Origin of the sequence: Agrobacterium sp. T29 (assembly GCF_006970545.1) — a bacterium.
GTDB lineage: Bacteria > Pseudomonadota > Alphaproteobacteria > Rhizobiales > Rhizobiaceae > Agrobacterium > Agrobacterium leguminum.
On sequence record NZ_CP040640.1, the window covers coordinates 2,088,049 to 2,114,083 of the forward strand.

A 26,035-nucleotide genomic window follows, 5' to 3' on the forward strand; every position below is an offset into this window, starting at 1 on the left:
TATCGCTTGCGGTATCAGCCGTGACGTGCCGTCTTCGTCACTGCGTCAGCTGCGACGGTCGTGCTGGCATCGAGGGAGGAGAGCAAGCGTTCCACGTCCTCCCAGAGCTCCCTTTCATCCTCCAGCCCGATGCTGAGGCGCAGGATGACGTCGGGACCGCTCCAGGCGGTAGCGCTGCGAAAGCCTGCGATGGACATGGGTGCTGCAAGGCTGCGTGTGCCTCCCCAGGATGCGCCGATGGCAAAGACATTCAACGCATCGAGGGAAGCGGCCACATGGCTGGACGCCGCTTCGGTGAAAACGATACTGAACACACCGCTGGAGCCGAGAAAATCCCGCTTCCACAAGGCATGACCGGGGAAGGATTCCAGGGCAGGATGAAGGACCTGCGTCACGAGTGGATGGTCTTCGATCCTGCGGGCGAAATCCAGCGCGACCCGCTCCGAATGGCGCAGACGCACGCCCAGCGTCTCGAAGCCGCGCAGGACAAGCGAGGCATCGTCCGGCGAAACACCGATGCCCATTCGGCCGATCAACGCACGGATCGGCTTGATCAGGGCGGCATCCCGCACCGTGATGGAACCCATCAACACATCGGAATGGCCCGATACGAACTTCGTCAGCGCCTCGGTGACGATATCGGCGCCATGTTCGAGCGGCTTGAAATTCAGCGGTGTCGCCCAGGTGTTGTCGACGCCGACCAGCGCGCCATGCTCATGGGCGATCGCGGCGATCCGCGGCAAGTCGAGGATTTCCATCGTGGTCGACCCGGGGCTTTCGCACCAGACGATCCGGGTCGACTTCCGTATCCTGGAGGCGACGTCTTCCGGCGACCGGGGATCGAAAAATTCGACCTCGACACCGAGGCGATGCAAATCGGTCTCAGCCAGGTCGCGCATCGGCGGATAGGCGGTGTCGGCAATGAGAATGTGATCGCCGGCTGCCAGGAATGGAAGCACCGCCAATGCGTTGGCGGCCTGCCCCGAAGGCGTCAGAAATGTCCAGGCGCCGCCTTCAAGGCTCGTTAGCTTGGCTTCGAGCGTGCGCGTGGTCGGCGTGCCATAGAGACCGTAGGAATAGCCTTCATGGCCGCGTTCTCCGCGCGAGGCATAGGCCGCGGCATCCTTGAAGACGATCGTCGAGGCACGATGAACGCCTACGCCGAGCGGCGCGAAACCGTCCGTTGGCACTTCGGGCGTGAGGACGCATTGGGTGAGATCGCTCATGGAAAAGCCTTTCGGAAGAGACGCGGCACGCTCGCGGAAACCAATTCCGAAACGGGCAATTTTGCGCTACTGCTATTCGTTGAAGTTATTGATGACATAGGGAGCCGCCGGTGAACCTGAGGCAGGTGGAAGTCTTCAGGGTGGTGATGACGAATGGCACGACGGCCCGCGCCGCCGAGGTGCTGCATGTCTCCCAGCCTGCCATCAGCAAGATGATCCAGGAGCTGGAGCGCTCGCTCGGTTTCGACCTGTTCAAGCGGATCAAGGGACGGCTGCAACCGACCCAGGAGGGTCAGTTGTTCTTCCGGGAGGTAGAGCAGGCCTTTCTGGGCTTGACCCATCTTCGCGGCGCGGCAGCCCGTATCCGGGATTACGGTTCCGGAGAAATCAGGATCGCCTGTCTGTCCGCCCTGTCGACCAATGTCCTGCCCCGTGCTCTTCACGCCTTCATGCAGGCCAACCCGAATGTCGCGGTGACTTTCCAGGCACGCATGTCTTCCAACGTGCGTGACCTCGTGGCATCCGGCCAGTTCGACCTCGGAATCGTTGCCGACGAGATCGATAGAACCGGCGTCGAGGTCGAGGAGTTCGCCCAGTTCCGCGTGGCCGTCGCACTGCCCAAAGGACATCCGCTCGAAGCCCTTGAGGTCATCCGCCCGGCCGACCTTGCGGGACAGGCCTTTGTGGCGCTTGCTCCCGAAGACACAACCCGTCGCGAAGCGGAGATCGCCTTCGCAAAGGAAGGCATCACCGTACGCACGGTGATGGAAACGCCGTACTCGACGACGATCTGTGCCATGGTGGCTGCCGGCATCGGGGTCGGCTTGGTCAACCCGCTGACGGCCGAACCTTATGAAGGCCACGGCTTGACGCTTCGACCCTTCGAGCCGGCGCTTCACTTCCGAACGCTTCTGATCACGCCGCCCAATCGTCTCCCGTCCACAGTTCTGGAGGATTTCATCCGGGTGCTGCGCGGAGCGATCTGAGCGCTTTCTCCTGATCATGAGCATGGCCGCCTCAAAGCACCTTGGATAGAAAGGCGGCAGTGCGCGGATTTTGCGGATCGGCGAGCATGCTGCGTGGGTGACCTTCCTCAACGATCTGGCCCTGATCCATGAAAACGAGATGGTTTCCCACCTCTCGGGCAAAGCCGATTTCATGCGTCACGACGACCATGGTGATGCCGCTGCGGGCGAGATCCTTGATGACATCGAGGACCTCGCCGACCAGTTCGGGATCGAGCGCCGAGGTCGGCTCATCGAACAGCATCACCTCGGGCTCCATCGCAAGCGCGCGGGCGATGGCGACGCGCTGCTGCTGGCCGCCGGAAAGCTGTGCGGGATAGCGGCTTCCGAAACCGTCCAGCCCGACACGCCCAAGCAGGTCGTCAGCCTTCTTTCGGGATTGCTCCCTTGACCAGCCTTTGACATGAAGAGGACCCTCCATAACGTTTTCGCGGGCGGTCATGTGCGGAAACAGGTGGAAACGCTGGAACACCATTCCCGTCAGCCGCCGCTGTGCCGCAACCTGGCCCGGCGCAAGAGGATGAAAACGACCATCCCGTTCAGTGAAGCCCTGCAACTGGCCCTTGAGGAAAACCCGGCCGGCTGAAATGCTCTCCAGCTGGTTGATACATCGAAGCAGCGTCGATTTTCCGGAGCCGGACGGGCCGATGGCAACGCAGACTTCGCCACGCCGTACGCGGAGATCCACGCCTTTCAGCGCGTGAACAGGGCCATAGAACTTGTGAATGTTCTGCATTTCGACGCAGAACTCGGAAACATGTGCGTTCATGACCTACTCCGCCCGTGTCGGGTGAACTGAAACGCCTTTACCGAAATGGCGTTCGAGGAAATGCTGGCCAACCATCAGCAGGCTGGTGATGGCGAGATACCAGGTGCCGGCCACCAGTAGCAGCGGGATCGGCAGGTAGAGACGGTTCGAGATGGCATTGGTCGCGAAGGTCAGGTCCAGGGTGAACGGGACGGCGAGGACCAGAGATGTCATCTTCAGCATGCCGATGGTTTCGTTGCCCGTCGGCGGTATGATCACCCGCATCGCCTGGGGCATGAGGATCCGCCACCAGATCTTCGCCGGTTTCATGCCGAGTGCCTGCGCCGCTTCGGCCTGCCCGCGATCAAGCGAATTGAAGCCCGCCCGGAAGATTTCGGTCAGATAGGCCGACTCGTTGAAACCAAGGCCGAGGATGGCCGCCAGCGCCGGCGTGACGATATATTTGGTCTCAACGCTGATGATCTCAGGGCCGAAAGGGATAGCAAGGCTCAGATTGGGGAAAAGAACCGCAAAAAGTCCCCAGAAAAGCAGCTGCGTATAGATCGGTGTTCCCCGGAAGAACCACACCCATCCATAGGCGATGCCGCGCAGAATGGGGTTGTCGCTGTCGCGCATGATGACAAGCAGGGCTGCAACTACGATCGCGACGGTCATGGCGACGACTGTCAGAAGGAGCGTCCAGCCAACCCCGCGAATGACCTGCGCAGAAAACACATAGGTCAGGTAGACATCCCAATGAAAATTGGGATTGGTTGAAACGGCCTGGACGATTTGCAGCGCCAGAATTGCCAGAATGGCGACGGCGAGCCAGCGGCCGGGGTGACGTCGCGGGACAACGACGTTGCGCGCGACTGCCGCCTTTTCGGAAGGAACCGGCTGGAAGCCGGCTCCGATATTTTCAACGTTGGTAGCCATCGGCTCAGATCTTGACTTCGGGGTTGACCAGAGCCTTTTCCACGATCACGGACCCGACGCCCCAGGTATCGAGCAGCGCTTTGTAGGTGCCGTCGGCGATCAGGGAATTGATCGTATCAGCGATCAGTTCGGTCAACGCCATATCCGACTTGGCAACGGCAATGCCGTTCGGGCCGTGTTTGCTCAATGCGCCGCCCGTGGGCTTCATTATCTCAAAAGCACCTTTCGACTGCTTCGCCGCATAACCGATGCCCGCTTCGCCCGAAACGGTCGCGTCTGCGCCGCCTGCAGCGACGCGGGTTAGAGCTTCCGGCTGCTTGGAGAAAGGCAGGATTTCAATTTCAGCTTTGCCGGCGGATTTGCAGAGATCGCTTTCGGCAATGACTGCCTTCTCATGATAGCTGCCAGACTGGATCGCGATCTTGCGGCCGCAAAGGTTACCGGGATCGAATTTTGTCGGGTTTCCTGCCTTCACCGCCCACATGCTGCCGGTATCCGCGTAGCTGACGAAATTGACGGCTTTCATGCGTTCGTTGGTGACCGAAAACGCCGAGACGCCAATGTCGAACTTGGTACCGAGAGCCGGCAGGATCGCTTCGAAGGCGGATGTCTGGAAGTCGATCTTGACGCCGAGCTTCTTGCCGATGGCATTGGCGATGTCGACATCGATGCCTTCAGGCGTCTGCCCATCCTTCTCGCTCAGGAATTCCCAGGGTGCATACGCGGTATCGGATCCGATCGTCAGCACGCCGGCTGACTTGATTTTTTCCGGCAACCGGGCTGCCAGGGCTTCCTCGAGCTTGATCGAGGACGTGTCGAAACTCTGGGCGAAGCTCTGGGCACTCATGGAAATCACAGCGAGCGCGGCAAACATCGGCAGGTGAGTAAGTGTCTTGAACATTGTTGTTCCCCATATTGTTTTGCGACGGATTGAGTGACGCTTGGGAGGACCGACATCATCACCCGACAATCGCACTATGAAACCCGGAAAACCCTCCGTCCAATAATAAGATCGGCCCACTCTATTCTCACAGGTTATTGGATTTCGGCAAAAATAACACAGTTGACTCGACGAGCCTCTCGTTTAGGTTCGCGTCGATGGTTCCTGACATGCCAAGCAACGTCAGGTGAAAAGGGAACACGGTGAGGATGACCCAACAGGGGCCAAGACCGTGACTGCCCCCGCAACTGTGAGCGGCGAGCAACCTCCTGATACCACTGGCAATCCGTGTTCGGGGCGCTGGGAAGGTGGAGGACGCGACGACCCGCAAGTCAGGAGACCTGCCATCGCAGTTGAAACCGAACCGGGCGGGGAGTCTGGTCAGGAGCAGTGATGGCGAAGGCATTATCCCGGCCGGTGGCGACACCTGCCTATTCCGTGGTTCAGTCCACACCGCATCAAGTCCTCGTGTGCAAGGGCTGTAAACGCACCGAGCGTCATCGACGCCCCGGCGTTTCCATGATTAACAATCTGCGTGCCGCAATCTCCGCGACTGATTTCTGCGGGCAGTTCGAGGTTACGGGAACCGCCTGCATGGGCGGCTGCGATCAACCCTGTTCGGTCGCGTTTCGCGCACCCGAAAAGGCGAGCTGGGTTTTCTTCAACCTTGATCCGATCGACGACGTCGCTGACATCGTGCGTTTTGCGCAGCTCTATGCAGCGCTCGATGACGGCTGGTGTCGCTCTATCGACCGGCCCGGCAAGCTCGCCGACAACATCCTGGCCCGCCTGCCGGCGATGATCTATCGACCTGCAGATCCAGCGCAATGATCGCCTCACGCTCACTCAAACTTGGAGATGTCGATATGGAACGCGTGGCTCCGACCACCGCTACCGCCATGGCGGACCATTGGAATTCACGTGCCTGGAAATTCGACGGGTCGGCGTCCCATAGACGCGATGCGGAATCCTGGCGGGCCGTTTTCGAAGCGGCCTTGGGAAATGTGCCGCGGGATGTAACGGACCTCGGCTGCGGTACGGGAGCCTGCGCGCTCCTGGCAGCCAGCCTTGGCCATCGTGTCTGCGCGGTCGATGGGTCGGTGGAGATGCTCGCCCATGCCAGATCGGCAGCAGTCGATGCCGAGCTCGACATCCAGTTTATAAACGCCACGATGGATGATGCTGCGCTCTCTCAAGCAAGCGCCGATATCGTCACTCTCCGCAATGTCCTATGGACCCTCGAAAACCCTCCGGCAGTTCTCTCCCTGGCACGGAGGATACTGCGCCCGGGTGGGAAGCTCCTCGTCTCGGACGGGCTCTGGTTTCGCCAGCGCGCCAATGACAGCCGCGACGTGTTCGGGGCGAACCTGCCTTTCTACAATGGCCTGACTGAGGCCGATGCCCGTCGCCTGATCGATGACGCCGGCTTCGGCGAAGTGGAAAGCTGGCGTCACCTGATGCCAGGCGATCCCTATGGCGCCGTCTATGACGATCCGAACACCCCTATCGCTTTCTTCATTCTCACCGCAATTGCTCCGGAGTAGGTTCCATGTCCCGCAATATCTGGTTGGCCGCGCTCGTCGCGGCGATGTTCGCAGCCCCACTTCCGGTCCTCGCACAGGAAGAACTTCGGGTGGTTGAACCCTTCCAACTCCAGCGGCTCGATACCCAGACCGGTGGTTTTCAGCTGCGTGCCAATGGTGTGACGGAAACACTCGTGCAGACGAACCCGGAGGCAGCGATACTCCCAGCACTTGCCGAGCACTGGGAGAGCTCGGCGGACGGCCTGAAATGGACCTTCTATCTCCGCCCGAATGTCAAATTTCATGATGGTACGGTCGTTACGCCGGAGGCGGTTGCGGCCTCTTTCAAGGCGCTTCTGCCAACGGGAAACCTCATCAAAAATGCGAAGATCAAGGATGTCACCGCCGGTGATAGAACCGTGACCTTCACGCTGGAGCAACCGTTCGCCCCGTTCCTTGCCTATCTCCTCGACCCCGCAGTCCCGGTGCTCGCGCCTTCTTCCTTCGGTGCGGGTGGAGAACTGAAGGCTATTGTCTCCACCGGCCCCTACCGGATCGAGAGTGCCGAACTTCCCCAAGGGCTGAACCTCGTGCGCCACGAAGCTTATTGGGGCGAAGTCGCAAAGATCGAGCGCGTTCGCGTCGATGGCGTACCGAATCCAGAAACGCGCGTAAACATCGCGCTGGCTGGAGAAGGTGATCTCGTGCTCGAGATCCCGACGACCGCCGTCTCGCGTGTAGACCGTTCCGGGGAAGCACACATCGTCCGTGCACCCGTCCCCCGGGTCGTCATGATGCTGGTAAATGTAAAGAAGCCGCAGTTTGCGGATGTCGAAATTCGCCGTGCGCTCAGTCTTGCCGTCAACCGTGAAGCGATTGCCCGCACGATTATGGGCAATGCGAAACTTGCCGCTAATCAGTATTTCCCGCCGGCGATGAAGGGCTGGCATTTCGCCGACTTCAAGCCGCAGACTTTCAACATTGCCGAGGCAAATCGTATCCTCGACGGTCTCGGCTGGACGCGCGGCGCAAATGGAATTCGCGAAAAGGACGGGATCAAGTTTGCCGGCTTGATACGGACATTCCCTCAGCGCGCATATCTTCCCGTCATCGCGGAAGCGTTGCAGGCACAGCTCAAGGAAATCGGCTTCGACCTTACCATCCAGGTCGGTGAATCAAGTCTGATACCCGAGGCACAGAACAACGGCACGCTCGAACTTGGACTGGGGATCCGGACGATGATCTATCAGGTGCCGGATCCGGTCGCGCGTCTGACCAGTGATTTCGCTACCGATTCACCGAGCACAGACGCGACCGGGGCAACCGGGTGGAAAAGCGAAGCGATGCGGGCAGCAGTCGCTGCCTACAATCTGACGAGCGATCCCGAGGCTCGCCTGCCATTGCAGAGAAAAATGGCGGAGATCCTGCAGGACGAATTGCCGGTCATCCCGATCACGTTTACCGACGAGAAGTACGGGATCTCCGAGCGGCTTGAAGGTTTCGTCGCTGATCCGGTGATGCAGACACGCCCCCTCAATCATCTGTCATTCAAGGAGTGATCAATGCGGCGCGCGGTCCGTCATGCTGTGCCGCGCGCCGTGTTGCGCCGGGTCTTCGAAGCGGTGGCCGTCGCCCTGATTTTGGCGACCATCTGCTTTGCTCTCATTCACGCGATCCCCGGCGACATGGCGCTGAGGATCGCTGTGAGTCGGCTTGGAGCCGAGAACACCTCACCCGAGGCAGTCGCTCAGATCCGCGATGCCGAAATGCTGTTGCGTCCATTACTGACTCAGTATCTCGACTGGCTGCGCGCCGTGGCCACAGGAGATATCGGGCGCTCTTTCGTTTCCGGCAGACCGGTGGCCGAGGAATTGCGGCAGGCGGGCGGATATACGCTTCGGCTTGCCGTGATCGCCTGGGTGCTCTCGTATGTCCTCGCCTTACCGCTCGGCGTCGCGGCAGGGCTCAATCCAAACGGGGTGCTGGACAGGGCCTCCGCCCTTGCCGCAGCCGTGTTTTCCTCGCTCCCCACTTTCCTTATCGGTATTGCGCTGATTTCGATCTTCGTGCTCGCACTCCACTGGCTTCCGCCAGCAGGTTATCGGCGCACCGAGCATCTGGTCCTGCCAGCCGTCACGCTGGCTTTGGGTTTGATGGCCCCGTCGGTGCGGATCATACGCAATGCTGTCGCTGAGGTGCAGGCCACCGCCTACATGACTTATGCACGCACCCGCGGCTTCGGCAGGATCAAGGCTTTCGCCCGGCACGGGCTGCGGAATGCAAGTGTGCCGATCGTAACCTTCGCGGCGCTACAGTTTGCATACCTCATGGATGGCTTCGTCGTCGTCGAGACCTTGTTCAATTATCCTGGAATCGGCGATGCAATGGTGAAGGCGTTGCTTGCCCGTGATGTTCCGATGGTCATGGGGTGCGCGCTGCTGATCGGCACAGCCTATGCAACGATCAGCCTTATGGCCGATCTGGTGTGTATGTGGCTTGATCCCCGACTTGTGGAGCAGGGTCATGGTAGCCGATAGTCAGCGCCATCTCTGGGTGATCGGTGGTGCCGCGATGATGACATTGATCGCCGTCACGGCCATCTGGGGACGTGATCCCTTGCATCAGGACCTCATGCTGGCGCTTGCGTCGCCATCGCTGGAGTTTCCACTCGGGACCGACCATCTCGGACGCGACGTGTTCGCTCGCCTCGTCTACGCCCTGCCGCGCTCGATCGGGATCGCGACTGCAGCGATGGCAACGGCGGCGATGTTCGGAACGTTGGCGGGCCTCATCGCCGCCACGTCGAACCGCCTTGTCGATGGTCTGCTGATGCGACTGACTGACCTCGCGCTCGCCTTTCCCGGACTACTCCTTGCAATGGTGTTGGCAGGGCTGATGGGTGGGGGCACCATACCGGTTCTACTCGGTATCGCGTTGGCCCAGTGGCCACAATTCGCCCGGATGACGCGCAGTATTGCCGCTACCGTACTGACAGAAGCACATATCGAAGCGTCGCGTCTCGCGGGACTCGCAGAATGGCGCATCCTGTTGCGACAGGTCATGCCCCGAATTCTAAGCCAGACCATGGCGCTGGCAACGCTCGGCATCGGAGGTGCCGTGCTAACGATATCTTCCCTCGGCTTTCTCGGTCTCGGATTGCAGCCGCCGACCCCGGAATGGGGCGCGATGATTACGGAGCTGTTGCCGCATATGGACATGGCGCCGATTCAGATCTCAGCGCCGTGCATTGCTCTTTTCCTAACCGTCCTCGGCTGCATGGCAGCAGGACAGTGCCTGGCGGAGGCAAGATGATCCGCCAAGCGCTCACAGTTCTCGACCTAGCCGTCCATGATCAGACGGGCAACCCGTTAGTGAACGGCGTTAGCTTCACCGTGCCGCGTGGCGGGGCCTTTGTGCTGATCGGTGAAACCGGAAGCGGCAAGAGCCTCGTTGCGCAGGCCGTGTTCGGCCTTCTTCCAGAAGGCCTGTCGGCGCGTGGATGCATCGAATTCGATGGAGAGCTTGTCGATCTAGCGGACCGTACGTTGCTCCAAAGATATTGGATACGCCATTTGGCTCTCGTGCCGCAGGAGCCGCGTTCGTCGCTCGATCCAACGATGCGTGTGTTGCCGCAAGTGGCAGGAACGGCGCATCAAACACGCGCGCGCGCCGCGTTGAGCAGCGTCAACCTCCAGCAGGCTATCGATCACTACTATCCATTCATGCTCTCGGGTGGGATGGCGCAGCGCGCCCTCGTGGCCGGAGCCTTGACGACGGATGCACCCCTGATCATCGCCGACGAGCCGACCAAGGGTCTCGACGACGACCGGGTCGCGGAAACCGTGTCACGCTTCCGCCAGATTCTGAGTGAAGGGCGTGCCCTCCTCGCCATCACCCATGACATTCGCGTTGCCTGCGGCCTGGGCGGACAACTCGCGATAATGCGCGAGGGCAGGATCTTGGAGCAAGGCAAAGTCGGAGACGTGATTTCAGCTCCCCGTCATCCATACACTCGCGATTGGCTTGCTGCGGATCCTGATCGGTGGCAAGCCAGTTTAGCGCGACGCAAGGCCGAAGCCGTGCTCCAGTGCGAGCAGCTCACATACAAAGTAGGTAATCGCACACTCTTTCATGATCTCAGCGTCACCCTCCATCGGGGTCGCATTACCGCAGTAACAGGCAGAAGTGGCAGCGGCAAGACGATGCTCGGAAATGTACTTCTTGGGCTTGCACGCCCGCACAGTGGTAAAGTCCACTGGCATGATGGAACGAACCCCTACCTGATCCGTCGGCCATCCCTTCGTGCGCGATATCAAAAACTGCATCAGGATCCTGCATCCGCCTTCATGCTGGGACGCACGCTGCGCCAGCAGTTCACCGATCTGAAATCTGTCCTGCAGCCCGGATACATGGATCATCTTCTGCCACCGCTTCTCGACCGGTTGGACCTAGGGTTGTCTCTTCTCGACCGTCGGCCGGATGAAGTTTCTGGTGGACAGTTGCAGCGCGTCGCCATTGCGCGCGTACTGCTGTTTGAACCTTTGTGTCTGGTCGCAGACGAGCCGACATCGCGGATCGATCCGCTTGTGCAACGAGAGGTGATCAGACTGTTGTGCGAGCTGGTGGATGAACGCGGCATGAGTTTGGTCCTCACAAGCCACGACCGCCGTCTGGTACGAGCCATTGCCGATGAAGTAATTGAGCTGGGCTGAGGCATGGCTAGGCTAAACTCAAAGCAATAGCTTTCATGGGCCTGGGCTACTTGGAAGAGGCGGTCACGTATAGCTAGCCGTTGAGATAGCGTCGCATGCAATAAAGCAGCGTTGCCTGTTCTTCGTTCTTATGGATGTCGATCACGCGCCCAAAGAGAACGCGATGCGTTGCCTCGTCAACGGCATTGGTCAACTCGCATTCGAAGCTAACCGAGGCGTTAGCCAGGACCGGAACTCCCGTGAGGCCTTCTCTCCAATCGCCAAGAGCAAATCGATCTTCCGTCGAGGTCTTTCCACCAAAGAGGTTCGATAGGTACTCCTGACCCGGCATCAGGGTGTTGACGCAGAAATGGCGAGCATTCTCAAAAGCAGGAAAACACGAGCTCGCACGATTGATGCAGACAAGCAGTGTCGGCGGTGTGTCGCTGACGCTGCACACCGCCGAGGCCGTAAAGCCGCAACGCTTGCCGGCGGATAGGGTCGTGACGACGCTAACCGCCGAGCCGAGGCGTGACATGCCGTTGCGAAAAGTGGTTTTATCCACGATGTCGAAGCGGTGGTTCACCATATTCATGTCGGCCTCCTGCTGTGAGGCCAACGCTAGGCCGAGAGTTCTCTTCGGACGATTTCCGCGCCTGCCGCGAGAGCGTTCAGCTTGCCTCTGGCGACTCGACGAGACAGGGGCGCCATGCCGCAATTGGTGCAGGGGCAAAGTTTGTCGGCATCGACAAATTGCAGCGCCTTTCGCAGGGTAACGGCCACTTCCTCTGGGGTTTCAATGGTGTTGCTTGCGACGTCGACCGCCCCAACCATCACCTTCTTTCCTCGAACAAGTTCGATGAGATCCATTGGAACATGCGAGTTATGGCATTCGAGCGAAATCATGCCGATGCTGGATTTTTGCAGCTTGGGGAATGTTTGCTCGTATTGCCGCCACTCCGACCCAAGAGTCTTCTTCCAGTCGGTGTTGGCCTTGATGCCGTAACCATAGCAGATATGGACGGCAGTTTCGCATTTGAGCCCCTCGATTGCCTTTTCGAGGGTCGCAACGCCCCAGTCGTTCACCTCATCGAAGAAGACGTTGAACGCGGGCTCGTCGAACTGGATGATGTCGACGCCGGCAGCCTCCAGTTCCCTTGCCTCCTCATTGAGGATCTTTGCAAATTCCCAGGCGAGTTTTTCACGGCTCTTATAGTGGGCGTCGAAGAGCGTATCGATCATCGTCATGGGGCCGGGCAAAGCCCATTTGATCGGCTGCTTGGTCTGCTGACGCAGAAACTTGGCATCTTCGACAAAAACGGCCTTTTTGCGCGACACGGCGCCAACGACTGTCGGAACGCTCGCATCATAGCGATCTCGGATTCTGACGGTCTCGCGCTTCTCGAAATCGACGCCGTCGAGATGTTCGATAAAGGTCGTGACGAAATGCTGGCGCGTCTGCTCGCCGTCACTGACAATATCGATGCCAGCCTGCCGTTGGTCATCCAGGGACAGGCGTAGGGCATCCTGCTTGCCTGCCATCAACTCGTCACCTTCCAGTTTCCAGGGTGACCAAAGCTTCTCAGGTTCTGCAAGCCATGAAGGTTTTGGCAAGCTGCCGGCGGTCGACGTGGGCAACAGTGTTTTCAAGATAGATGACCTTGTGTTTTTGGTTGATCAGGCGGCGTATTTGGCGGACCACTGTTCAAGAACGGTCTTGTAGGGTTTGATGAAGTGCTCTTCGGCAAACCGTCCCTGTTCGACAGCGAGCCGGCTGCGCTCTTCGCGATCGTAGACAATACGGGTCAGCGAATAGTCCTGATGCTTCAGGCTCGGCTGGTAAAAAGCCCCCGCCGCGGAATTGGCGTTGTAAATCTCAGGCCGATAGATTTTCTGAAAAGTTTCCATCGTGCTGATCGTGCTGATCAGCTCGAGATTGGTGTAATCACTGAGCAGGTCGCCGAGAAAATAGAAGGCAAAAGGCGCTACGCTATTCGGCGGCATGAAAAAGCGGACCTGCAATCCCATTTTTTGGAAGTATTGGTCGGTAGACGAGAATTCATTCTGGACGTACTCGACACCCAATACAGGGTGCTGATTTTCAGTCCGTCGATACGTTTTGCTGCTTGAAGCACTCAGGCAAATGACCGGGGGCTTATGGAAATGAGCTTTGTAAGCATCCGAGTTCAGGAAGCTTTTGAACAGATTGCCATGCAGATCACCAAAGTCGTTCGGAGCGCTGAATGCGGGGCGATCCTTGTTGTATTCAGGCAGCACGACGCTGAAGTCGTAATCGCGGACGTAGGATGAGAAATTGTTTCCGACGATGCCATCGATGCGTTCGCCGGTCCTTCGATCGACGATGGTCGTTTTCAGGATCTCGATCAGCGGGAAGGCATTATTCCGGCCTTCGGCACCAAGATTCATTTCAACGGAAATGATGTCGAGTTCGACGGAATAACGGTCGCCTTTCGGGTTATCCCAATATGCTAGAGCGTTGAAACGATTGTCGATCATCTTCAACGCGTTGCGAAGGTTCTCCTGGCGGTTATCCCCTCTGGCAAGATTGGCAAAGTTGGTCGTGATCCGAGTATTGTCCGAGGGGCGATAATCCTCATCAAAAGGAATTCTCTTAATGGTGAAATCAAAGTCTCTCTTCATCGCGATCCGACGCCCTTTGGCCGATATAAAACTGAATTCATTGAGTTATATTCAGGATACATCGGGTGCCATTTCTCATTGTCTCCGGGTGGCAGCGTCTAAGCTGTCCAAACTGAGAGCCGTGCGCGTTTTATGCCTGAGCGATCGATCGGGGAAAAATGGTATTATCTCACGGAAGCATGAGCCGTGTTCATGATTTGGCATGAAGGTCGAGCTATCAAAGCGCCCGGCAATCATGATCCATAGCCTGCCAGCCTTGCATTCAAACCTTGACCACTTCGGCCACATGCGACATTGGTTCGTCATCGTGGTTCTGCGGATGACAAGTCCGGAGCTAAGAGGGAATTCGGTGAAGGCTTGGATTACAGCCTGAAGCCGGAGCTGCCCCCGCAACTGTAAGCGGCGAGCGAAAGTCCATGCCAGTCACTGGGGCCAGCCTCGGGAAGACGGACCAGAGCGAAGACCCGTAAGCCAGGAGACCTGCCACGGTAGATAACGTCCACGGGCGGGGTGTCCCGGAGTGCCGCTTTCGCGATCGGCATTCCCGTGCCATCGTCTCTGCGTCATGTTCCTGCCCTGCCGTAACCAGATGGCAGTGCAGATGACCGAAACAGCCGCGATAGCAAAGCCTGCCCGGCAAAGCTCGATAACCCGCCTCATCGATATCGTCTTTCCCGGAGATACCAACCATCATGGCACCCTGTTCGGGGGAGCTGGACTGGCGCTCATGGATCGTGTCGCCTTCATTGCGGCGACCCGTTTCGGGCGGACGCCTTTCGTGACCGCCTCTTGCGAGCGGATCGATTTCAAGCAACCCGCCCGCGTCGGCAACATCGTTGAATTCTCGGCGAGGCCCGTCAGGGCTGGACGCCGTTCCCTGACCGTTGAGGTCGAAATGGCGGCGGAGACGATCGTAGGTCGCGAGCGGCATACCTGTACGCGCGGCATCTTCCATATGGTCGCGGTACCCGAGGGCGAAAACGCCGCGAGCTATGCCTTGCCCGAACTTATTCCAGCAGGAACCCAGAACACCTCGGATGCCGTTGCCATGGTCGAGATCGTTTTTCCCGATCAGGCAAACAGCGTCGGCCGGATGTTCGGGGGCGAAGCGATCGCCTACATGACCAAAGCCGCATTCGTCGCCGCGTCGCGCTACTCCGGCAAGCTGGTCGTCCTGGCGTCATCCGAGCGTATCGATTTCGCAAGAGCGATCGAGATCGGTGAGATCGTCGAGGCGGAAGCACGCGTCGAGCGCGTGGGCCGCAGCTCCATGTCCATCGAAACGAAACTCTGGTCCGAAAACCTTCTGACGGGTGAGAGGCACATTACGGCAACCGGTCATTTCACCATGGTTGCGGTCGATACTGACCACCGGGCAGTTCCAGTCCGCGATAGCGGCGCGTTGGACGTCGCACTCCTTGACGAGAGGGATGCATAGCCATGTTGGACAGGCAGCATCTGACGATCCTGCGCGAAGTCGACCGCTTGGGCAGCCTGACAGCTGCGGCGGAGCGGCTGAACGTTTCCCAGTCCGCTCTCAGCCACACGATCCGCAAGCTGGAAGAACGGTATGGCGTTGCGGTGTGGGAGAAGGATGGCCGCAACCTCCGTCTCACAGAAGCCGGCCGTTACATCGTCATACTGGCACAACGCGTTCTGCCGCAGATCGAGCGGGCCGAGGATATCCTGTCGGATTACCGCTATGGCCAACGAGGGTCACTCAAGATCGGAATGGAGTGCCATCCCTGCCACCAGTGGCTGATGGGTGTGACGAAGCCCTACCTCATGGAATGGCCGGACGTAGACCTGGAGCTGACGACGTCATTTGCATTCGGCGGAGTTGCAGCGCTGACGGGATACGAGATTGACATCCTGATCACGCCAGATCCGATCGAGGCGCCGGGCATCCATTATCTCCCGGTGTTCGACTACGAATTGGTTCTTGCCGTGCCGGTTGATCATCCTCTGGCGGCGAGGCAGTATGCCGCGCCTGTTGACATGCTAGACGAGACGCTGTTCACCTATCCGGTAGCGCCGGAGCGGCTGGATGTGTTTACGCAATTCCTGGTGCCCGCCAATTGCCGCCCGCGCCACCACCGCAATGTCGAGACGACAGAAATGATGCTTCAACTCGTGGCGGCAGGCCGCGGCGTTAGCGCCATTCCGAACTGGCTGCTGCGTCGTGAGGAAACAGCGCTCGGCGTCCGCGCCGTCCGAATTGGCGAGAGTGGCATTCGGAAAAGTATCCATCTCGGCCTCAGAAGCGGTGACGACGCGGTCGATTTCATCAACGGGTTTCTCGCGACCTCACGCCAGACGTCGGCGTGACATGTCATTCTCCTTCCGGATTGGATAGCCGAGATCAGAAACATAGCACAGCAACGCACGGCGTGAGTCCGATTTGGTCTAAAGGAGGGCTATGGCGTAGACATAGTTCTCATCATCACCCGGCGCGGCGCGCCAAATACCGCCGACTACCCCTAGGGCCGCCGATAACCGCCGAATGTGCGCCCGTGCAAAGAACGCGAACGACCACCGCACGAAAAAGTGTGGAAACGGGGGCGTTTGGCGATGAAAAAGTTTGAATCGTTTCTGGTCGAATAGTCGATTTTGACCCTGCGCAAATGTGGGATATGGGTTTTGGACGACCGCTATGCACGCGCATGTCAGCCATTAATCTCCAATACTTCTAGCCTTCAAAGCAGTCATTTCCCCGAAATCCAAGATGCTCCGGCCGCCCACTACCCTAAGACTGCACTTAATCTCAGGCGACCTCGTGCAGGGTAGAGTGATCAACCGGCTCCATGATCCGCACGCAGCCACGAGAGGCCAGTACAGCGGTGACCGTGCCCTACAGGTGTGGGGCCCGCCGGCTGGAAACTGGTCCATGCTTCAAGCCTAATCGGCTTCCTTCCGCGTCACGTGTCCTTCGTGCTGGGGCAGTGCGTCTGTGATGGTGAACCAGGGCGCTTTCGAACCGACGAAGATGTGGTCCGTCGGTGAAGTCGACGGAGCATCGATCAGCGTCCCCATCGTGACGTGATCGCACCCTCCGTCAACGCGAGAGAACAGCAGGGAACCGCATGTTTTGCAATGCTCATCGTTGAACTGGCCTTTCGCGAATGAGGAGATGTCCCCTTCACCCCGAATGACGGTCAGTTCTTCGCCGTGAATGCGGGCGAATGCCTTGAACGCGGACCCCGTTGTGCGGCGACAAGCTCCGCAATGACAGTTTGCTGCGAAGATGAACGCGTCGGTGACCTGATAGCAGACTTTTTGGCATAAGCAGCTCCCCAGCAATCGGCGCTTACGGTTCTTCCCGCTCATCTCTTTCTCCGCAGTCGTGATCATTGACTCCTCGCAGACGGCTGCGTCGCTGCGACCGCCAGCCAATGGTCATCGGTCCTAATCCGAGATCGATACCTTGGCTATGAAGGCAAGGACCATCGCGTTGAATTCGTCCGAACGCTGTAGCGGCGCAAAGTGACTAACGCCGGGCAAAATGATTAATTCCGCCCCCGGAATAGCGTCAGCCAGGTAGTTGGCATGCTCTCGCTTGATGAATTCGTCATGCTCGCCGAGCGCGACGATCACCGGCACCTCGATAGCGCCAAGGTCCTCTTTGGTATAGTTCGGCTGGGTTCGCATCATCAGCCCCACCGCGCTGACGAACCGGTCGAAGTCGGCTGGCGTGGTGGAGAGCATGGCGTAGTCTTTCCTGTGTCGACTGAAGCAGCGATCGAGAAGCGGACTCGGTTCGATCTGCTTTGTGCCACCAGGATCCATGTTGCAGGCAAAAAAGAAGACGCCTGCCACGCGTGCTGGTGCCTTGGAGGCAAGTACCAGAGCGACGCAGGCACCGTCACTCCAGCCGACGAAGGCAGCCTTGTCGAGCGAAAGGTGGTCCATCACAGCCATGACGTCAGAAGCCATGAGTTCATAAGAATATGGCCTATCATCGCGGGTGCTGCGGCCATGCCCGCGACTGTCGATCGTCACGACGCGGTGGCCCGCCGCTACCAAGGCCGGCACCTGATATCCCCAATTGCCGCTGTGGCCGAGTCCGCCGTGCAACAGGATGACGGGAGGACCACTGCCAAATGATGCATACCAGATCAGCGCTCCCTCATGCTCCACGCGATCCTCTCGATCGGGAGCGGGGAGAAGGACGGCTCCATGCTCGGCAAACCGGGTAAGGTCGTCGTCATATAAACTCATATCGAATTCCGTGTTTTCGAGAGTTATGCGCGCTATACCATTGACAAATACCGACCGTAAGGTATGAATATTTACATGTCAAGGCCAACCAAACATGCTCCCGAGCGCGGCGATGCCCGAGCCCGGCTCCTGAAAGCTGCAAGCGACACCATCCGCGCCAAAGGCTTCGCCTCGGCGAGCATTGATGATCTTTGCAAGGCGGCTGAGGTAACCAAAGGGGCATTCTTCCACAGCTTCGGCAGCAAGGAAGCCCTGGGAGTTGCAGCTGCCGAATTTTGGAGCAGAACCACCTCGGACTTTTTCGCCGCGGCTCCCTATCATCACCCTCCCGACGCGTTGGGGCGGGTGCTTGCCTATGTCGCTTTTCGCAGAGCGATCATCACGGAGAATCTTGCGGAGTCCAGCTGTCTGGTCGGAACGATGGCTCAAGAGACCTACATGACCTTCCCCAGCATCCGCGATGCGTGCGGAGCCAGCATGTTCGGTCATGCATCGACGCTAGAGGCCGACATTGAACTGGCCCGCCATCAGCGCGGTATTACGGACGATTGGACTGCCGAAAGTTTGGCTCGATACACGCAGACTGTTATCCAAGGAGGATTTGTCCTTGCGAAGGCGGGGAATGACGCGGAGCTGGCGCGCGAAAGTCTTGCTCATTTGGAGCGGTATATTCGGCTTCTGTTTCGCGTTGCGGAGGAAGGGACGTGAGCGAGATCGATCAGAGCGCGATCATCATCACCCGGCGCGACGTGCCATTTCTCGGGGGCTTCAGCGTTTCACACTACCCCTGAAACAATCACAGGAAACATATCGAGGGTAAGCTTCAAGGGCCCCGGATGAAACGATCCTGCTCGGGCTGCGTCAAAAGGCCCCTGCCCGAGTGCATGAATTGGCGTTGTTGAAGCAGCCGGTTTGAGGTAGCCCTATCCTCGATAGATTGTATCAAGTAACAGACTGGAAATACTCAGATGATGGAATGGGATTGGGTAGATTTGTTCCCCTTGGTCTTCTTTCCGTTCAAGATTATCGTGTTGGGCACGGGCATGTTCTTCGCCATCAAGTGGCATCACGATCAGGCGAAGAAGGAAAAGGGCCCGAGCGGCCCGTAAGCGCCCGCCGGTCGGGCAGCGAAAAGTTCAGATTTCATCGGATGGATGTTTTCGCGCGTGAACCGGTGCCGGGGAACCCCATGGCGATGGTTGCCGATGCGGATGATCTAGAGCATTTCCAGTAAAAGTGCGAAGCGGTTTTACGTCCGGAAAATGCGTGAAAACAAAGAGGTAGAGCACGTCCACCGATTCCGTTTTGACCGGACGTACTCTAGCCGTCGCGAAGATGTTGCGTTTCGCACGGTGGACATCGATTTTGCCAGAACGGCTTTCGATTGCGCCACATCGTCGTTGAACGCCGGCGGGGATGCCTCCCCGCCGAAACGCATGCTGGAAACGGACCGCCGCTCAGAACTCCTGCCAGTCGCCCTTTGCCGTATCCACAGCAGCATTGCCCGAAAACGCCGAGGCGATCTTGCGGCCCAGTGCGCGGACCGGGGACGCCACATATTTGTCGCTGCCACCGGCGCTGCGGACCGGCGCAGGCTGGCTCTTTGGCTGATAGGCGCCGTCGGCAAGCCGGAACTGGGAGAGCAGCTGGTTGAGCGACGCCACTTCCTTGGCGAGGCTGTGGCTTGCGGCATTGGTTTCTTCCACCATGGCCGCATTTTTCTGCGTGTCCTGATCCATCTGGTTGACCGCCGTATTGATCTGCTGCAGGCCGGAAGACTGTTCCTGCGCGGCCTCCACGATGGAGACGACGTGCCGGTTGATTTCCTGCACTTCCGAAACGATGGTCGCCAGCGCCTTGCCGGTATCGCCCACCAGCTGAACGCCCTGCTGCACCTGATCGTTCGAGGTATTGATCAGCGCCTTGATCTCCTTGGCGGCATGGGCGGAGCGCTGGGCAAGCTCACGCACTTCCTGGGCGACGACGGCAAAACCCTTGCCGGCCTCGCCCGCACGCGCGGCTTCCACGCCGGCATTCAGCGCCAGAAGGTTGGTCTGGAAGGCGATCTCATCGATGACGCCGATGATATTGCTGATCTCATTGGCGGATTTCGCAATCTGCTCCATGGCGACCACGGCGCGGCGCACCACCTCGCCGGATTGTTCGGCGCCCGCCTTGGCACGGCTGACGATCAGGCCCGCCTCCTGCGCGCGCTTGGTGGAATCCCTGACCGTCGTGGTGATTTCTTCCAGAGCGGCGGCGGTTTCCTCCACGGCCGCAGCCTGCTGCTCGGTGCGCTTGGCCAGATCGTCGGCGGCCGATTTGATCTCATCCGCACCCGCGCCGATGCCGCTGGCGTTCTGGGCCACCTTGGTCAGGGCCGCCTGCAGCTTTTCGGCGGACATGTTGAAATCGTTGCGAACGGCGTCGAGCGTGGCGGTGAACGGCTGGCCAATGCGATAGGAAACATCGCCTTCCGAAAGCTTGGAGAGACCGGCTGCGAGATTGTCGACGGCGAACTTGACGTCGGCCGCCTCCCTTGCCTTCTGCTGCTCGCGCTCGATCCGGTCTTTCTCCGAGAGGCTGCGATTGGCTTCGGTTTCCTGTTCGAGACGAATGCGCTCGATGGCGTTTTCGCGGAAGACCTGCACGGCCTTCGCCATCTGGCCCACTTCGTCGCGGCGTGCCATGCCGTCGATTTCCGTCGCCGTCTCGCCGCCGGCAAGCGACACCATCCGCTCGCGCAGGCGGGCGATAGGGGTTGTGATGCCGCGGGACGCCACGAACAGCGCCAGAATGATGCCGACCGCAAAAGCGATGCCGACAACCACCAGCGAGGTGAAGATGGTAGAATTGGTCTGGTCCGTCAGCTCGTCGCTTCCCTCGACGACGCCCTTGGCGAGCTTGTCCAGCAGCGCCGTCAGGGCAACCGAAGTCGCCTGAATGGAGGCGTCCGCCTTGAGCAGCTGGGCAGCGGATTCCTCATTACGGTTTGCCATACCAAGTTCGACAGCCTTATCCGTCATGGCGGTTATGGCCTGCGACTGCGCGATGAAGGCGTCCATGGCGGCGGACTCTTCCGGAAAAACAGTCTTCACATTATTGAGACGCTGCAGGAGCGCGCCCTTGCTGTCACTGTAGGCCTGCTTGGCGGCCTTTATCTCCGGCCCGTTCACGTCATACGCCATGACCTGATAGGCGCCATAGGCCAGGGCAACCAGATTTCGGTTGGCACGCGCAAGCTCCACCAGAGCGGCGTTATCGTTGGCGATAAAGAGCGAGTAGGCCGTGTCCGCTTCCTTGTAGCGGGTGGACATGAAGGCGGCGGCGCCAAGGCCGACGATGCAGAGCGGAAGAATGAGCGACAGGATTTTGGTGCGGATACTGGCGTTTTGAAGAAAAGACACGGAAAGCCTCACGTCATTGAAAAAACCGCTCCTTCCCCGTGCCGGAGGTGTTCGGCAAGACTGACATTGCACGTCGAACGCCCCGATCATCGAGACTTCGCTAGCCACATCATAGGCTCTGGCCGCATCTGCATCATGCATGCGCCGCGGAAAGCTGCCCGTCCCTTCCAATACGGGGAGGCCGCTCACCACGGTTGGCGCGGCGGCCCGCCAGCAGGCGGGAACGCCAGGCCGAATTCCCTGAAAAAAGCGGAAGCGAGCGAATTTTCAGCCGTCGCTCCCGGTCATTTTCCAGTAAAATGATTATAGTCAAAAACTTTACAATTCCTTCACGCCACGGTTGGCAAAGCACGGGTGTTTTTTGCCCCTGCAGACCGGTCGTCAACCACCCGGCGCAAAGGGCCGCGCCCTTCGCGTGGCCGCCCATCGCTGCAAGATGGCGGCCATGACGGCAAGTCCGGCCATGGCGGCGAATATCATGGCGATGTCGCGATAGGCGGCGGCGAAACCGAAGCGGGCAATCCATGGCTGGCTTGCCAGCGGTGAGATGAAATGCCCGAGAAACATCGAAGCGGTGACGATGCCGGCGATACGCCCGCGCAGTCTGAGCGGCGCCAGCATGATGGTGGTGGACATGATGCCCGGCATCACCACGCCAAGGCCAAACCCCACCACCGCAAGCGATGACAGCATGGCGACCAGCCCCTCGGCCATGGCGAGCAACGCAAAACCCGTCGCCATCGACACCAGCCCGGCGGCAATGATGGCGGTCACGCTGGCCCTTGCCCGCAATCGCCCGAAATTGAGCGCCGCCAGCGCCCCGGCCAGATTGAAAATGCCGATGGCGTATCCCGCAATACTGCCGGAAAACACTCCGAGCTCCCGCAGGAAGAAAGGCAATTGCGAGGGAATGGTATAAAACAGGGCATTGACGAGGAATACCACCAGCGCCAGCACACCCACCAGCAGCCAGTTGACTGCAAAGTCCTGTTCGCCGCCGGCTTTTATACGGCTGTCGCTCCTCACCGGTTCCGTCAGAAAGAACAGGGCCGCCGGCAGAATGAACAAGGCGACGGCATAGACCGCGAAGGGCGCGCGCCAGTGCAGATCCGCCAGCAAACCGCCCGCCACCACAAAAACCACGCCGCCGATCTGGGTAAAGGCCTGTTGCAGGCCGAGATAACGCTCCCGCGCCGGGCCTTCGAAATAATCGCCCACCAGCGCCGTGCCGATCGTCATGATGGCGCCGATCGCCAGCCCCAGAAAGGCGCGCCCGACGAGCAGGCCGACAAGGCTATCGGCAAAAAGGCCGGACATGCCGGAAAGGCTGTAAAGCAGGATCGCGCCGAGCAGCAGTCGCTTGCGGCCGAAGCGATCCGCCAGCACCCCGGCAATGGGCGCGCAGAAAGCCACGAAGACCGAGGGCAGCGTCAGCACCATGCGGCTCATGATATCCACATGCGGCGTCGACAGGAAAGTCTGCTCGATGGCCGGCAGCGAAGGTGCGACCGTGGTTCCGGCCATGATGGTGAGCGTGGCGACGAACAGCAGCGTCACTTTCAGGGCGAGGGATTTTTCGGCCATCTCACGCCCCCTTGTAAGGCGTTGCGGACCGCGCCTGTTTCAGCGCACGCGCCCACCAGCCGAGCTTGTTCATCATCGTCTCCAGCGCGCCCGCAGCCGGCACACCGGCGTCGAACTGGCCCGCGGCATCGACACGATCCCAGGGATTGGCGAAGCTGACGACATCGCGGATCGTCACCGCATGCAGTTCCGCAAAAACGGGACGAAGCTGCTCGGCGGCGCGCAGGCCGCCGGAAATCCCGCCATAGGATACGAAAGCCACCGGTTTGGCGCCCCATTCGTCATAGGCGGAATCGATCAGCACCTTCAGCGCGCCGGGGTAACTGCGATTATATTCCGGTGTGACGACGATGAAGGCATCGGCGCCATCGAGGCTTTGCCGAAGCTCCCGCACCGCGGCGCGCTCGGGCGCGTGGTCCTGCGGCAGATCGAGTTCGCGCGGGTCGATGACCGCAAGCTCCAGTCCCGGCCGGGCCTCGAGCCGCTCCAGCAGCCATTTGCCGATGACATCGCAGAAGCGCGGATTGCGGGCGCTGCCGAAGATGATGCGGATGGAAAGTGTATTGTCGCTCATGGAACGTCCTTCAACAGTGTGTTCCATGTCCTGATAATTCCTCAACTATAGTTGAGGTCAATAGCTGCGCATAAAAAAAGCGGCAGGTTCAAAACCTGCCGCATCCGTCTCTTGCAGTGGCGTGGGGTGCTTCAGGCGGCCGCGCGTCGCAGCGCTGTCGCAACCCTGTGGATATGCGCCGCACCGATGCCGCAGCAGCCGCCGATCATGGTCGCGCCCGCATCCGCCCAGGAGCAGGCAAAACGGGAATAAACATCGCCGGTCAGATCGGCGCGCGTGCCATGCAGCCCTTCATTGGCGGCGGAATCGCCCTGCTCGCCTTCAAAGGCATTGGCGTAGACGCCGATTTCCAGCGAAACAGCCTTTTCCGCGAAGACGGCGGCGGCCGTCTCGACGGCGGCCTTCATGACTTCCGGCTTGCTGCAATTGAACAGAAGGGCGGCGGCACCCGATTGCGCCGCCCATTCGGCGGCCGCCCTGACCGTTTCACCGGAGCGAAGCGCGGGCTCGCCGCCGGCCGCAACCGCATCGTCATTGAGTGTGAAGGAAATCCAGAACGGTTTGCCGGTCGCGGCAACGGCCTCGCGCACCGCCTCGCCCTCGGCGATCAGGCTGAGCGTCTCGCCGAGCCAGACATCGACATGAGGCGCGAGATTGTCGACCAGCACCTTCAGATAGGCCTGCACCCGCGTGGCATCGAAATTCTGCGGCTCATAGGAACCGAAAATCGGCGGCAGCGAACCCGCCACCAGCACCCTGCGACCGGAAGCATCCGCCGCTTCGCGCGCCAGCCTGCCGGAAAGGGCGATCAGCGATGCGCCATCCTTCTGGAAACGCTCTTCGCCGATGTGGAAGGGCACCAGCGCATAAGAATTGGTGGTGACGACATCGGCGCCGGCTTCGATGAACTCCGCATGGACCTGCCGCACGATATCGGGCGCGTCGATAAGCGCCAGCGCCGACCATTCCGGCTGTTTCAACTCGGCCCCGAGCCGCTGCAATTCGCGGCTCATGCCGCCGTCGAGGATACGGATTGTGCTCATGGTCATACTCCCTGAATGTTTATCGCCTGACCGGCACCTGCTGTTCGACAAGGCCGAAACAGCGGGCGATGATGGCGGTGAGAATGAGATAGAAGACGGTGACGACGATCAGCGGCTCATAGACCAGAAGCGTATCCTGCCGCACCTTGTAGGCGACGGCGTAGAGGTCCATCACCGTCACGGTGAAAGCAAGCGGCGTGGCTTTAAGCTGCATCACCACCTCGCCGGCAATGGTCGGCAGCGCGATGCGGATGGCGCGCGGCAGCCAGATGCGGCGAATGAGGGTGAAACGGCCCATGCCGAACGCCCTGCCCGCCTCCAGCTCGCCTTTCGGCACCGCCAGCAGCGCGCCGCGCAGAACTTCCGCCTCATAGGCCGCATAATTCAGCGTGAAGCTGACGGCCGCAAAGAAGAACCCTTCGCGTAGCACCGGCCACATGAAACTCTGGCGCAGGCCGGGGATCATCGGCAGAAGCGAGCCGACGCCGTAATAAAGCAGCCAGAGCTGGATGAGCAGCGGCGTGCCCCGGAAGAAGGTGCAATAGGCCCGCGCCAGGATTTTCGTCACCCGCCCGCCGCTCACCTGCGCAAACGCAAGCCCGATGGCCAGAAGAAACCCGATGCTGACGGAGATGGCGAGCAGCGCCACCGTCTGCCATGCACCCGAAAGAAGCAGCGGCCAATATTTCGCGACCCATGAGAAATCCATGCCGTCCCCTCCTCAGGCCAGGGCCGGCTGGCCGCGCCGCACGCGGCGCTCGATCAGCGAAAAAACGAGGTTCGAAACGAGCGTGATGGCAAGGTAAAGCAGGGCGGCGGCAAGGAAGAACAGGAAATATTGCTTGGTGCTGGCCCCGGCGAGACGCGTCGCCAGCGCCAGTTCCTGATAACCGACGACCGCCACCAGGGCGCTGTCCTTGGTCACCGCAAGCCAGAGATTGCCGAGCCCCGGCAAGGCGTTCGGCAAAAGCGCCGGCAAGACCACCCGGCGGAAACGCAAAGCGGGCGACATGCCGAAGGCGCGCGCCGCCTCGATCTGGCCGCTCGGAATGGCAAGGATCGCCCCGCGCAGCACCTCGGTCATATAGGCCCCCTGCACGAAACCCAAAACCGCAACGGCGGCGACGAAACCGTTCACCTCCAGCGGCGGCATGCCGGCCAGCAGCAGGAGCCGGTTGAGACCGTCAGTCCCGGCATAATAAAGCCCGACGATAAGGATCAGCTCGGGAACCGCACGGATCGCGGTGGTATAGAGGTTGAGCAGCAGGCCAAGAGGCCTGTTGCCCGAAAGCTTGCCGAGCGCCCCGGCCATGCCGATGGCAAGGCCGATCAGATAGGCGCCGGCGGAAATGGCAAGCGTCGATGCCGCACCCTTCAACAGGGTGCCGCCCCATCCCGGAGGATAGGGAGACAGAAGTTGCAACGTGGTTTCAAGGCTTGCCATATGCGTGACCGATCA

At 59.8% G+C, this 26,035-nt stretch carries 26 protein-coding genes and 2 riboswitches; of the genes, 11 read left to right on the forward strand and 15 right to left on the reverse strand.

What is annotated here, in order from left to right; all coding sequences use genetic code 11:
• Positions 1–14 precede the first annotated feature (14 nt).
• Positions 15–1,226 carry a PLP-dependent aspartate aminotransferase family protein gene (locus tag FGF54_RS10575; protein ID WP_142779625.1) on the reverse strand — a complete coding sequence of 404 codons (1,212 nt, stop codon included), beginning with the start codon at positions 1,224–1,226 and terminating at the stop codon, positions 15–17.
• 110 nt (positions 1,227–1,336) lie between these two features.
• Here FGF54_RS10575 and FGF54_RS10580 point away from each other — a divergent pair, with 110 nt between their 5' ends.
• Positions 1,337–2,212, forward strand: a complete 876-nt coding sequence (locus FGF54_RS10580) for a LysR substrate-binding domain-containing protein (RefSeq protein WP_142779626.1) — start codon at positions 1,337–1,339, stop codon at positions 2,210–2,212.
• Between the two features lie 31 nt (positions 2,213–2,243).
• On the opposite strand, the gene FGF54_RS10585 is transcribed toward FGF54_RS10580, so the two are convergent.
• From FGF54_RS10585 to FGF54_RS10595, 3 genes are read right to left on the reverse strand one after another with little or no spacing between them, the layout of a single operon-like run.
• The gene (locus FGF54_RS10585; protein ID WP_142779627.1) at positions 2,244–3,020 is read right to left on the reverse strand and encodes an amino acid ABC transporter ATP-binding protein; all 777 of its coding nucleotides are present in this window, start codon (positions 3,018–3,020) and stop codon (positions 2,244–2,246) included.
• Between the two features lie 3 nt (positions 3,021–3,023).
• Positions 3,024–3,935: an amino acid ABC transporter permease gene (locus FGF54_RS10590; protein WP_142779628.1), complete on the reverse strand. Its 912-nt coding sequence runs from the start codon at positions 3,933–3,935 to the stop codon at positions 3,024–3,026.
• A 4-nt stretch (positions 3,936–3,939) separates the two neighbouring features.
• On the reverse strand, positions 3,940–4,836 hold the full coding sequence (locus FGF54_RS10595; protein ID WP_142779629.1) for an ABC transporter substrate-binding protein: 897 nt from the start codon (positions 4,834–4,836) through the stop codon (positions 3,940–3,942).
• A 181-nt stretch (positions 4,837–5,017) separates the two neighbouring features.
• Positions 5,018–5,239: riboswitch (cobalamin riboswitch) on the forward strand.
• Positions 5,240–5,268: 29 nt separating this feature from the next.
• Between FGF54_RS10595 and FGF54_RS10600 the strand changes: the two genes are divergently transcribed.
• Genes FGF54_RS10600 through FGF54_RS10625 form a run of 6 tightly spaced genes read left to right on the forward strand, consistent with a single transcriptional unit; the run spans position 5,269 to position 11,110 of the window.
• Positions 5,269–5,706, forward strand: a complete 438-nt coding sequence (locus FGF54_RS10600) for a DUF1636 domain-containing protein (protein ID WP_142779630.1) — start codon at positions 5,269–5,271, stop codon at positions 5,704–5,706.
• A 35-nt stretch (positions 5,707–5,741) separates the two neighbouring features.
• Positions 5,742–6,419 (forward strand): class I SAM-dependent methyltransferase, encoded by a 678-nt coding sequence (locus tag FGF54_RS10605; RefSeq protein WP_142779631.1) that lies wholly within the window; start codon positions 5,742–5,744, stop codon positions 6,417–6,419.
• A gap of 5 nt (positions 6,420–6,424) precedes the next feature.
• The gene (locus FGF54_RS10610; protein WP_142779632.1) at positions 6,425–7,957 is read left to right on the forward strand and encodes an ABC transporter substrate-binding protein; all 1,533 of its coding nucleotides are present in this window, start codon (positions 6,425–6,427) and stop codon (positions 7,955–7,957) included.
• A 3-nt stretch (positions 7,958–7,960) separates the two neighbouring features.
• A complete protein-coding gene (locus tag FGF54_RS10615; protein WP_142779633.1) occupies positions 7,961–8,935 on the forward strand; it encodes an ABC transporter permease in 975 nt (324 codons plus the stop codon).
• Positions 8,922–9,710 (forward strand): ABC transporter permease, encoded by a 789-nt coding sequence (locus tag FGF54_RS10620; RefSeq protein ID WP_168208060.1) that lies wholly within the window; start codon positions 8,922–8,924, stop codon positions 9,708–9,710. The genes FGF54_RS10615 and FGF54_RS10620 overlap by 14 nt, the downstream gene beginning before the upstream one ends.
• Entirely contained in the window at positions 9,707–11,110 is a 1,404-nt protein-coding gene (locus FGF54_RS10625; RefSeq protein WP_168208061.1) for an ABC transporter ATP-binding protein, read from the forward strand. Before FGF54_RS10620 ends, FGF54_RS10625 begins: the two co-directional genes overlap by 4 nt.
• Positions 11,111–11,183: 73 nt before the next feature.
• Here the strand turns inward: FGF54_RS10625 and FGF54_RS10630 are convergent, their stop codons facing one another.
• Genes FGF54_RS10630 through FGF54_RS10640 form a run of 3 tightly spaced genes read right to left on the reverse strand, consistent with a single transcriptional unit; the run spans position 11,184 to position 13,750 of the window.
• Complete coding sequence (locus FGF54_RS10630; RefSeq protein WP_142779636.1) at positions 11,184–11,684, reverse strand: flavin reductase; 501 nt, start codon at positions 11,682–11,684, stop codon at positions 11,184–11,186.
• A 26-nt stretch (positions 11,685–11,710) separates the two neighbouring features.
• Positions 11,711–12,739 (reverse strand): methionine synthase, encoded by a 1,029-nt coding sequence (locus FGF54_RS10635; RefSeq protein WP_142779637.1) that lies wholly within the window; start codon positions 12,737–12,739, stop codon positions 11,711–11,713.
• A 27-nt stretch (positions 12,740–12,766) separates the two neighbouring features.
• The gene (locus FGF54_RS10640; RefSeq protein WP_142779638.1) at positions 12,767–13,750 is read right to left on the reverse strand and encodes a DUF1852 domain-containing protein; all 984 of its coding nucleotides are present in this window, start codon (positions 13,748–13,750) and stop codon (positions 12,767–12,769) included.
• A 291-nt stretch (positions 13,751–14,041) separates the two neighbouring features.
• Positions 14,042–14,253, forward strand: a riboswitch (cobalamin riboswitch).
• Between the two features lie 98 nt (positions 14,254–14,351).
• Here FGF54_RS10640 and FGF54_RS10645 point away from each other — a divergent pair.
• On the forward strand, positions 14,352–15,188 hold the full coding sequence (locus tag FGF54_RS10645) for an acyl-CoA thioesterase (protein ID WP_142779639.1): 837 nt from the start codon (positions 14,352–14,354) through the stop codon (positions 15,186–15,188).
• Between the two features lie 2 nt (positions 15,189–15,190).
• On the forward strand, positions 15,191–16,078 hold the full coding sequence (locus tag FGF54_RS10650) for a LysR family transcriptional regulator (RefSeq protein WP_142779640.1): 888 nt from the start codon (positions 15,191–15,193) through the stop codon (positions 16,076–16,078).
• 570 nt (positions 16,079–16,648) lie between these two features.
• Here the strand turns inward: FGF54_RS10650 and FGF54_RS10655 are convergent.
• Positions 16,649–17,077 carry a GFA family protein gene (locus FGF54_RS10655; protein WP_142780209.1) on the reverse strand — a complete coding sequence of 143 codons (429 nt, stop codon included), beginning with the start codon at positions 17,075–17,077 and terminating at the stop codon, positions 16,649–16,651.
• Between the two features lie 78 nt (positions 17,078–17,155).
• Positions 17,156–17,968, reverse strand: a complete 813-nt coding sequence (locus FGF54_RS10660; RefSeq protein WP_003520550.1) for an alpha/beta fold hydrolase — start codon at positions 17,966–17,968, stop codon at positions 17,156–17,158.
• A gap of 75 nt (positions 17,969–18,043) precedes the next feature.
• Between FGF54_RS10660 and FGF54_RS10665 the strand changes: the two genes are divergently transcribed.
• Both FGF54_RS10665 and FGF54_RS27205 read left to right on the forward strand, forming a co-directional pair.
• Entirely contained in the window at positions 18,044–18,676 is a 633-nt protein-coding gene (locus FGF54_RS10665; protein WP_142780210.1) for a TetR/AcrR family transcriptional regulator, read from the forward strand.
• A gap of 260 nt (positions 18,677–18,936) precedes the next feature.
• The gene (locus FGF54_RS27205) at positions 18,937–19,077 is read left to right on the forward strand and encodes a hypothetical protein (RefSeq protein ID WP_104679577.1); all 141 of its coding nucleotides are present in this window, start codon (positions 18,937–18,939) and stop codon (positions 19,075–19,077) included.
• A gap of 348 nt (positions 19,078–19,425) precedes the next feature.
• Here the strand turns inward: FGF54_RS27205 and FGF54_RS10670 are convergent, their stop codons facing one another.
• From FGF54_RS10670 to FGF54_RS10695, 6 genes are all read right to left on the reverse strand, one after another.
• Positions 19,426–21,375, reverse strand: a complete 1,950-nt coding sequence (locus FGF54_RS10670; protein ID WP_142779641.1) for a methyl-accepting chemotaxis protein — start codon at positions 21,373–21,375, stop codon at positions 19,426–19,428.
• A 381-nt stretch (positions 21,376–21,756) separates the two neighbouring features.
• A complete protein-coding gene (locus tag FGF54_RS10675; RefSeq protein WP_142779642.1) occupies positions 21,757–22,959 on the reverse strand; it encodes an MFS transporter in 1,203 nt (400 codons plus the stop codon).
• 1 nt (position 22,960) lies between these two features.
• On the reverse strand, positions 22,961–23,533 hold the full coding sequence (locus FGF54_RS10680; RefSeq protein WP_137003911.1) for an NADPH-dependent FMN reductase: 573 nt from the start codon (positions 23,531–23,533) through the stop codon (positions 22,961–22,963).
• Positions 23,534–23,664: 131 nt separating this feature from the next.
• Positions 23,665–24,576 (reverse strand): homocysteine S-methyltransferase family protein, encoded by a 912-nt coding sequence (locus tag FGF54_RS10685; RefSeq protein ID WP_127757924.1) that lies wholly within the window; start codon positions 24,574–24,576, stop codon positions 23,665–23,667.
• A gap of 19 nt (positions 24,577–24,595) precedes the next feature.
• Complete coding sequence (locus FGF54_RS10690; RefSeq protein WP_065655092.1) at positions 24,596–25,285, reverse strand: ABC transporter permease; 690 nt, start codon at positions 25,283–25,285, stop codon at positions 24,596–24,598.
• A gap of 12 nt (positions 25,286–25,297) precedes the next feature.
• Positions 25,298–26,020: an ABC transporter permease gene (locus FGF54_RS10695; protein ID WP_078051708.1), complete on the reverse strand. Its 723-nt coding sequence runs from the start codon at positions 26,018–26,020 to the stop codon at positions 25,298–25,300.
• Between the last annotated feature and the right edge of the window lie 15 nt (positions 26,021–26,035).

Bases quoted from the DNA above. Each gene is read 5' to 3' on its own strand.
- FGF54_RS10600 (WP_142779630.1), top strand. From the start codon at position 5,269: ATGGCGAAGGCATTATCCCGGCCGGTGGCGACACCTGCCTATTCCGTG.
- FGF54_RS10575 (WP_142779625.1), bottom strand. From the start codon at position 1,226: ATGAGCGATCTCACCCAATGCGTCCTCACGCCCGAAGTGCCAACGGAC.
- FGF54_RS10665 (WP_142780210.1), top strand. From the start codon at position 18,044: ATGTCAAGGCCAACCAAACATGCTCCCGAGCGCGGCGATGCCCGAGCC.
- FGF54_RS10685 (WP_127757924.1), bottom strand. From the start codon at position 24,576: ATGAGCACAATCCGTATCCTCGACGGCGGCATGAGCCGCGAATTGCAG.
- FGF54_RS27205 (WP_104679577.1), top strand. From the start codon at position 18,937: ATGATGGAATGGGATTGGGTAGATTTGTTCCCCTTGGTCTTCTTTCCG.
- FGF54_RS10645 (WP_142779639.1), top strand. From the start codon at position 14,352: ATGACCGAAACAGCCGCGATAGCAAAGCCTGCCCGGCAAAGCTCGATA.
- FGF54_RS10585 (WP_142779627.1), bottom strand. From the start codon at position 3,020: ATGAACGCACATGTTTCCGAGTTCTGCGTCGAAATGCAGAACATTCAC.
- FGF54_RS10590 (WP_142779628.1), bottom strand. From the start codon at position 3,935: ATGGCTACCAACGTTGAAAATATCGGAGCCGGCTTCCAGCCGGTTCCT.
- FGF54_RS10650 (WP_142779640.1), top strand. From the start codon at position 15,191: ATGTTGGACAGGCAGCATCTGACGATCCTGCGCGAAGTCGACCGCTTG.
- FGF54_RS10675 (WP_142779642.1), bottom strand. From the start codon at position 22,959: ATGGCCGAAAAATCCCTCGCCCTGAAAGTGACGCTGCTGTTCGTCGCC.
- FGF54_RS10630 (WP_142779636.1), bottom strand. From the start codon at position 11,684: ATGAATATGGTGAACCACCGCTTCGACATCGTGGATAAAACCACTTTT.
- FGF54_RS10615 (WP_142779633.1), top strand. From the start codon at position 7,961: ATGCGGCGCGCGGTCCGTCATGCTGTGCCGCGCGCCGTGTTGCGCCGG.
- FGF54_RS10690 (WP_065655092.1), bottom strand. From the start codon at position 25,285: ATGGATTTCTCATGGGTCGCGAAATATTGGCCGCTGCTTCTTTCGGGT.
- FGF54_RS10610 (WP_142779632.1), top strand. From the start codon at position 6,425: ATGTCCCGCAATATCTGGTTGGCCGCGCTCGTCGCGGCGATGTTCGCA.
- FGF54_RS10605 (WP_142779631.1), top strand. From the start codon at position 5,742: ATGGAACGCGTGGCTCCGACCACCGCTACCGCCATGGCGGACCATTGG.
- FGF54_RS10655 (WP_142780209.1), bottom strand. From the start codon at position 17,077: ATGAGCGGGAAGAACCGTAAGCGCCGATTGCTGGGGAGCTGCTTATGC.
- FGF54_RS10595 (WP_142779629.1), bottom strand. From the start codon at position 4,836: ATGTTCAAGACACTTACTCACCTGCCGATGTTTGCCGCGCTCGCTGTG.
- FGF54_RS10640 (WP_142779638.1), bottom strand. From the start codon at position 13,750: ATGAAGAGAGACTTTGATTTCACCATTAAGAGAATTCCTTTTGATGAG.
- FGF54_RS10625 (WP_168208061.1), top strand. From the start codon at position 9,707: ATGATCCGCCAAGCGCTCACAGTTCTCGACCTAGCCGTCCATGATCAG.
- FGF54_RS10660 (WP_003520550.1), bottom strand. From the start codon at position 17,968: ATGAGTTTATATGACGACGACCTTACCCGGTTTGCCGAGCATGGAGCC.
- FGF54_RS10620 (WP_168208060.1), top strand. From the start codon at position 8,922: ATGGTAGCCGATAGTCAGCGCCATCTCTGGGTGATCGGTGGTGCCGCG.
- FGF54_RS10695 (WP_078051708.1), bottom strand. From the start codon at position 26,020: ATGGCAAGCCTTGAAACCACGTTGCAACTTCTGTCTCCCTATCCTCCG.
- FGF54_RS10680 (WP_137003911.1), bottom strand. From the start codon at position 23,533: ATGAGCGACAATACACTTTCCATCCGCATCATCTTCGGCAGCGCCCGC.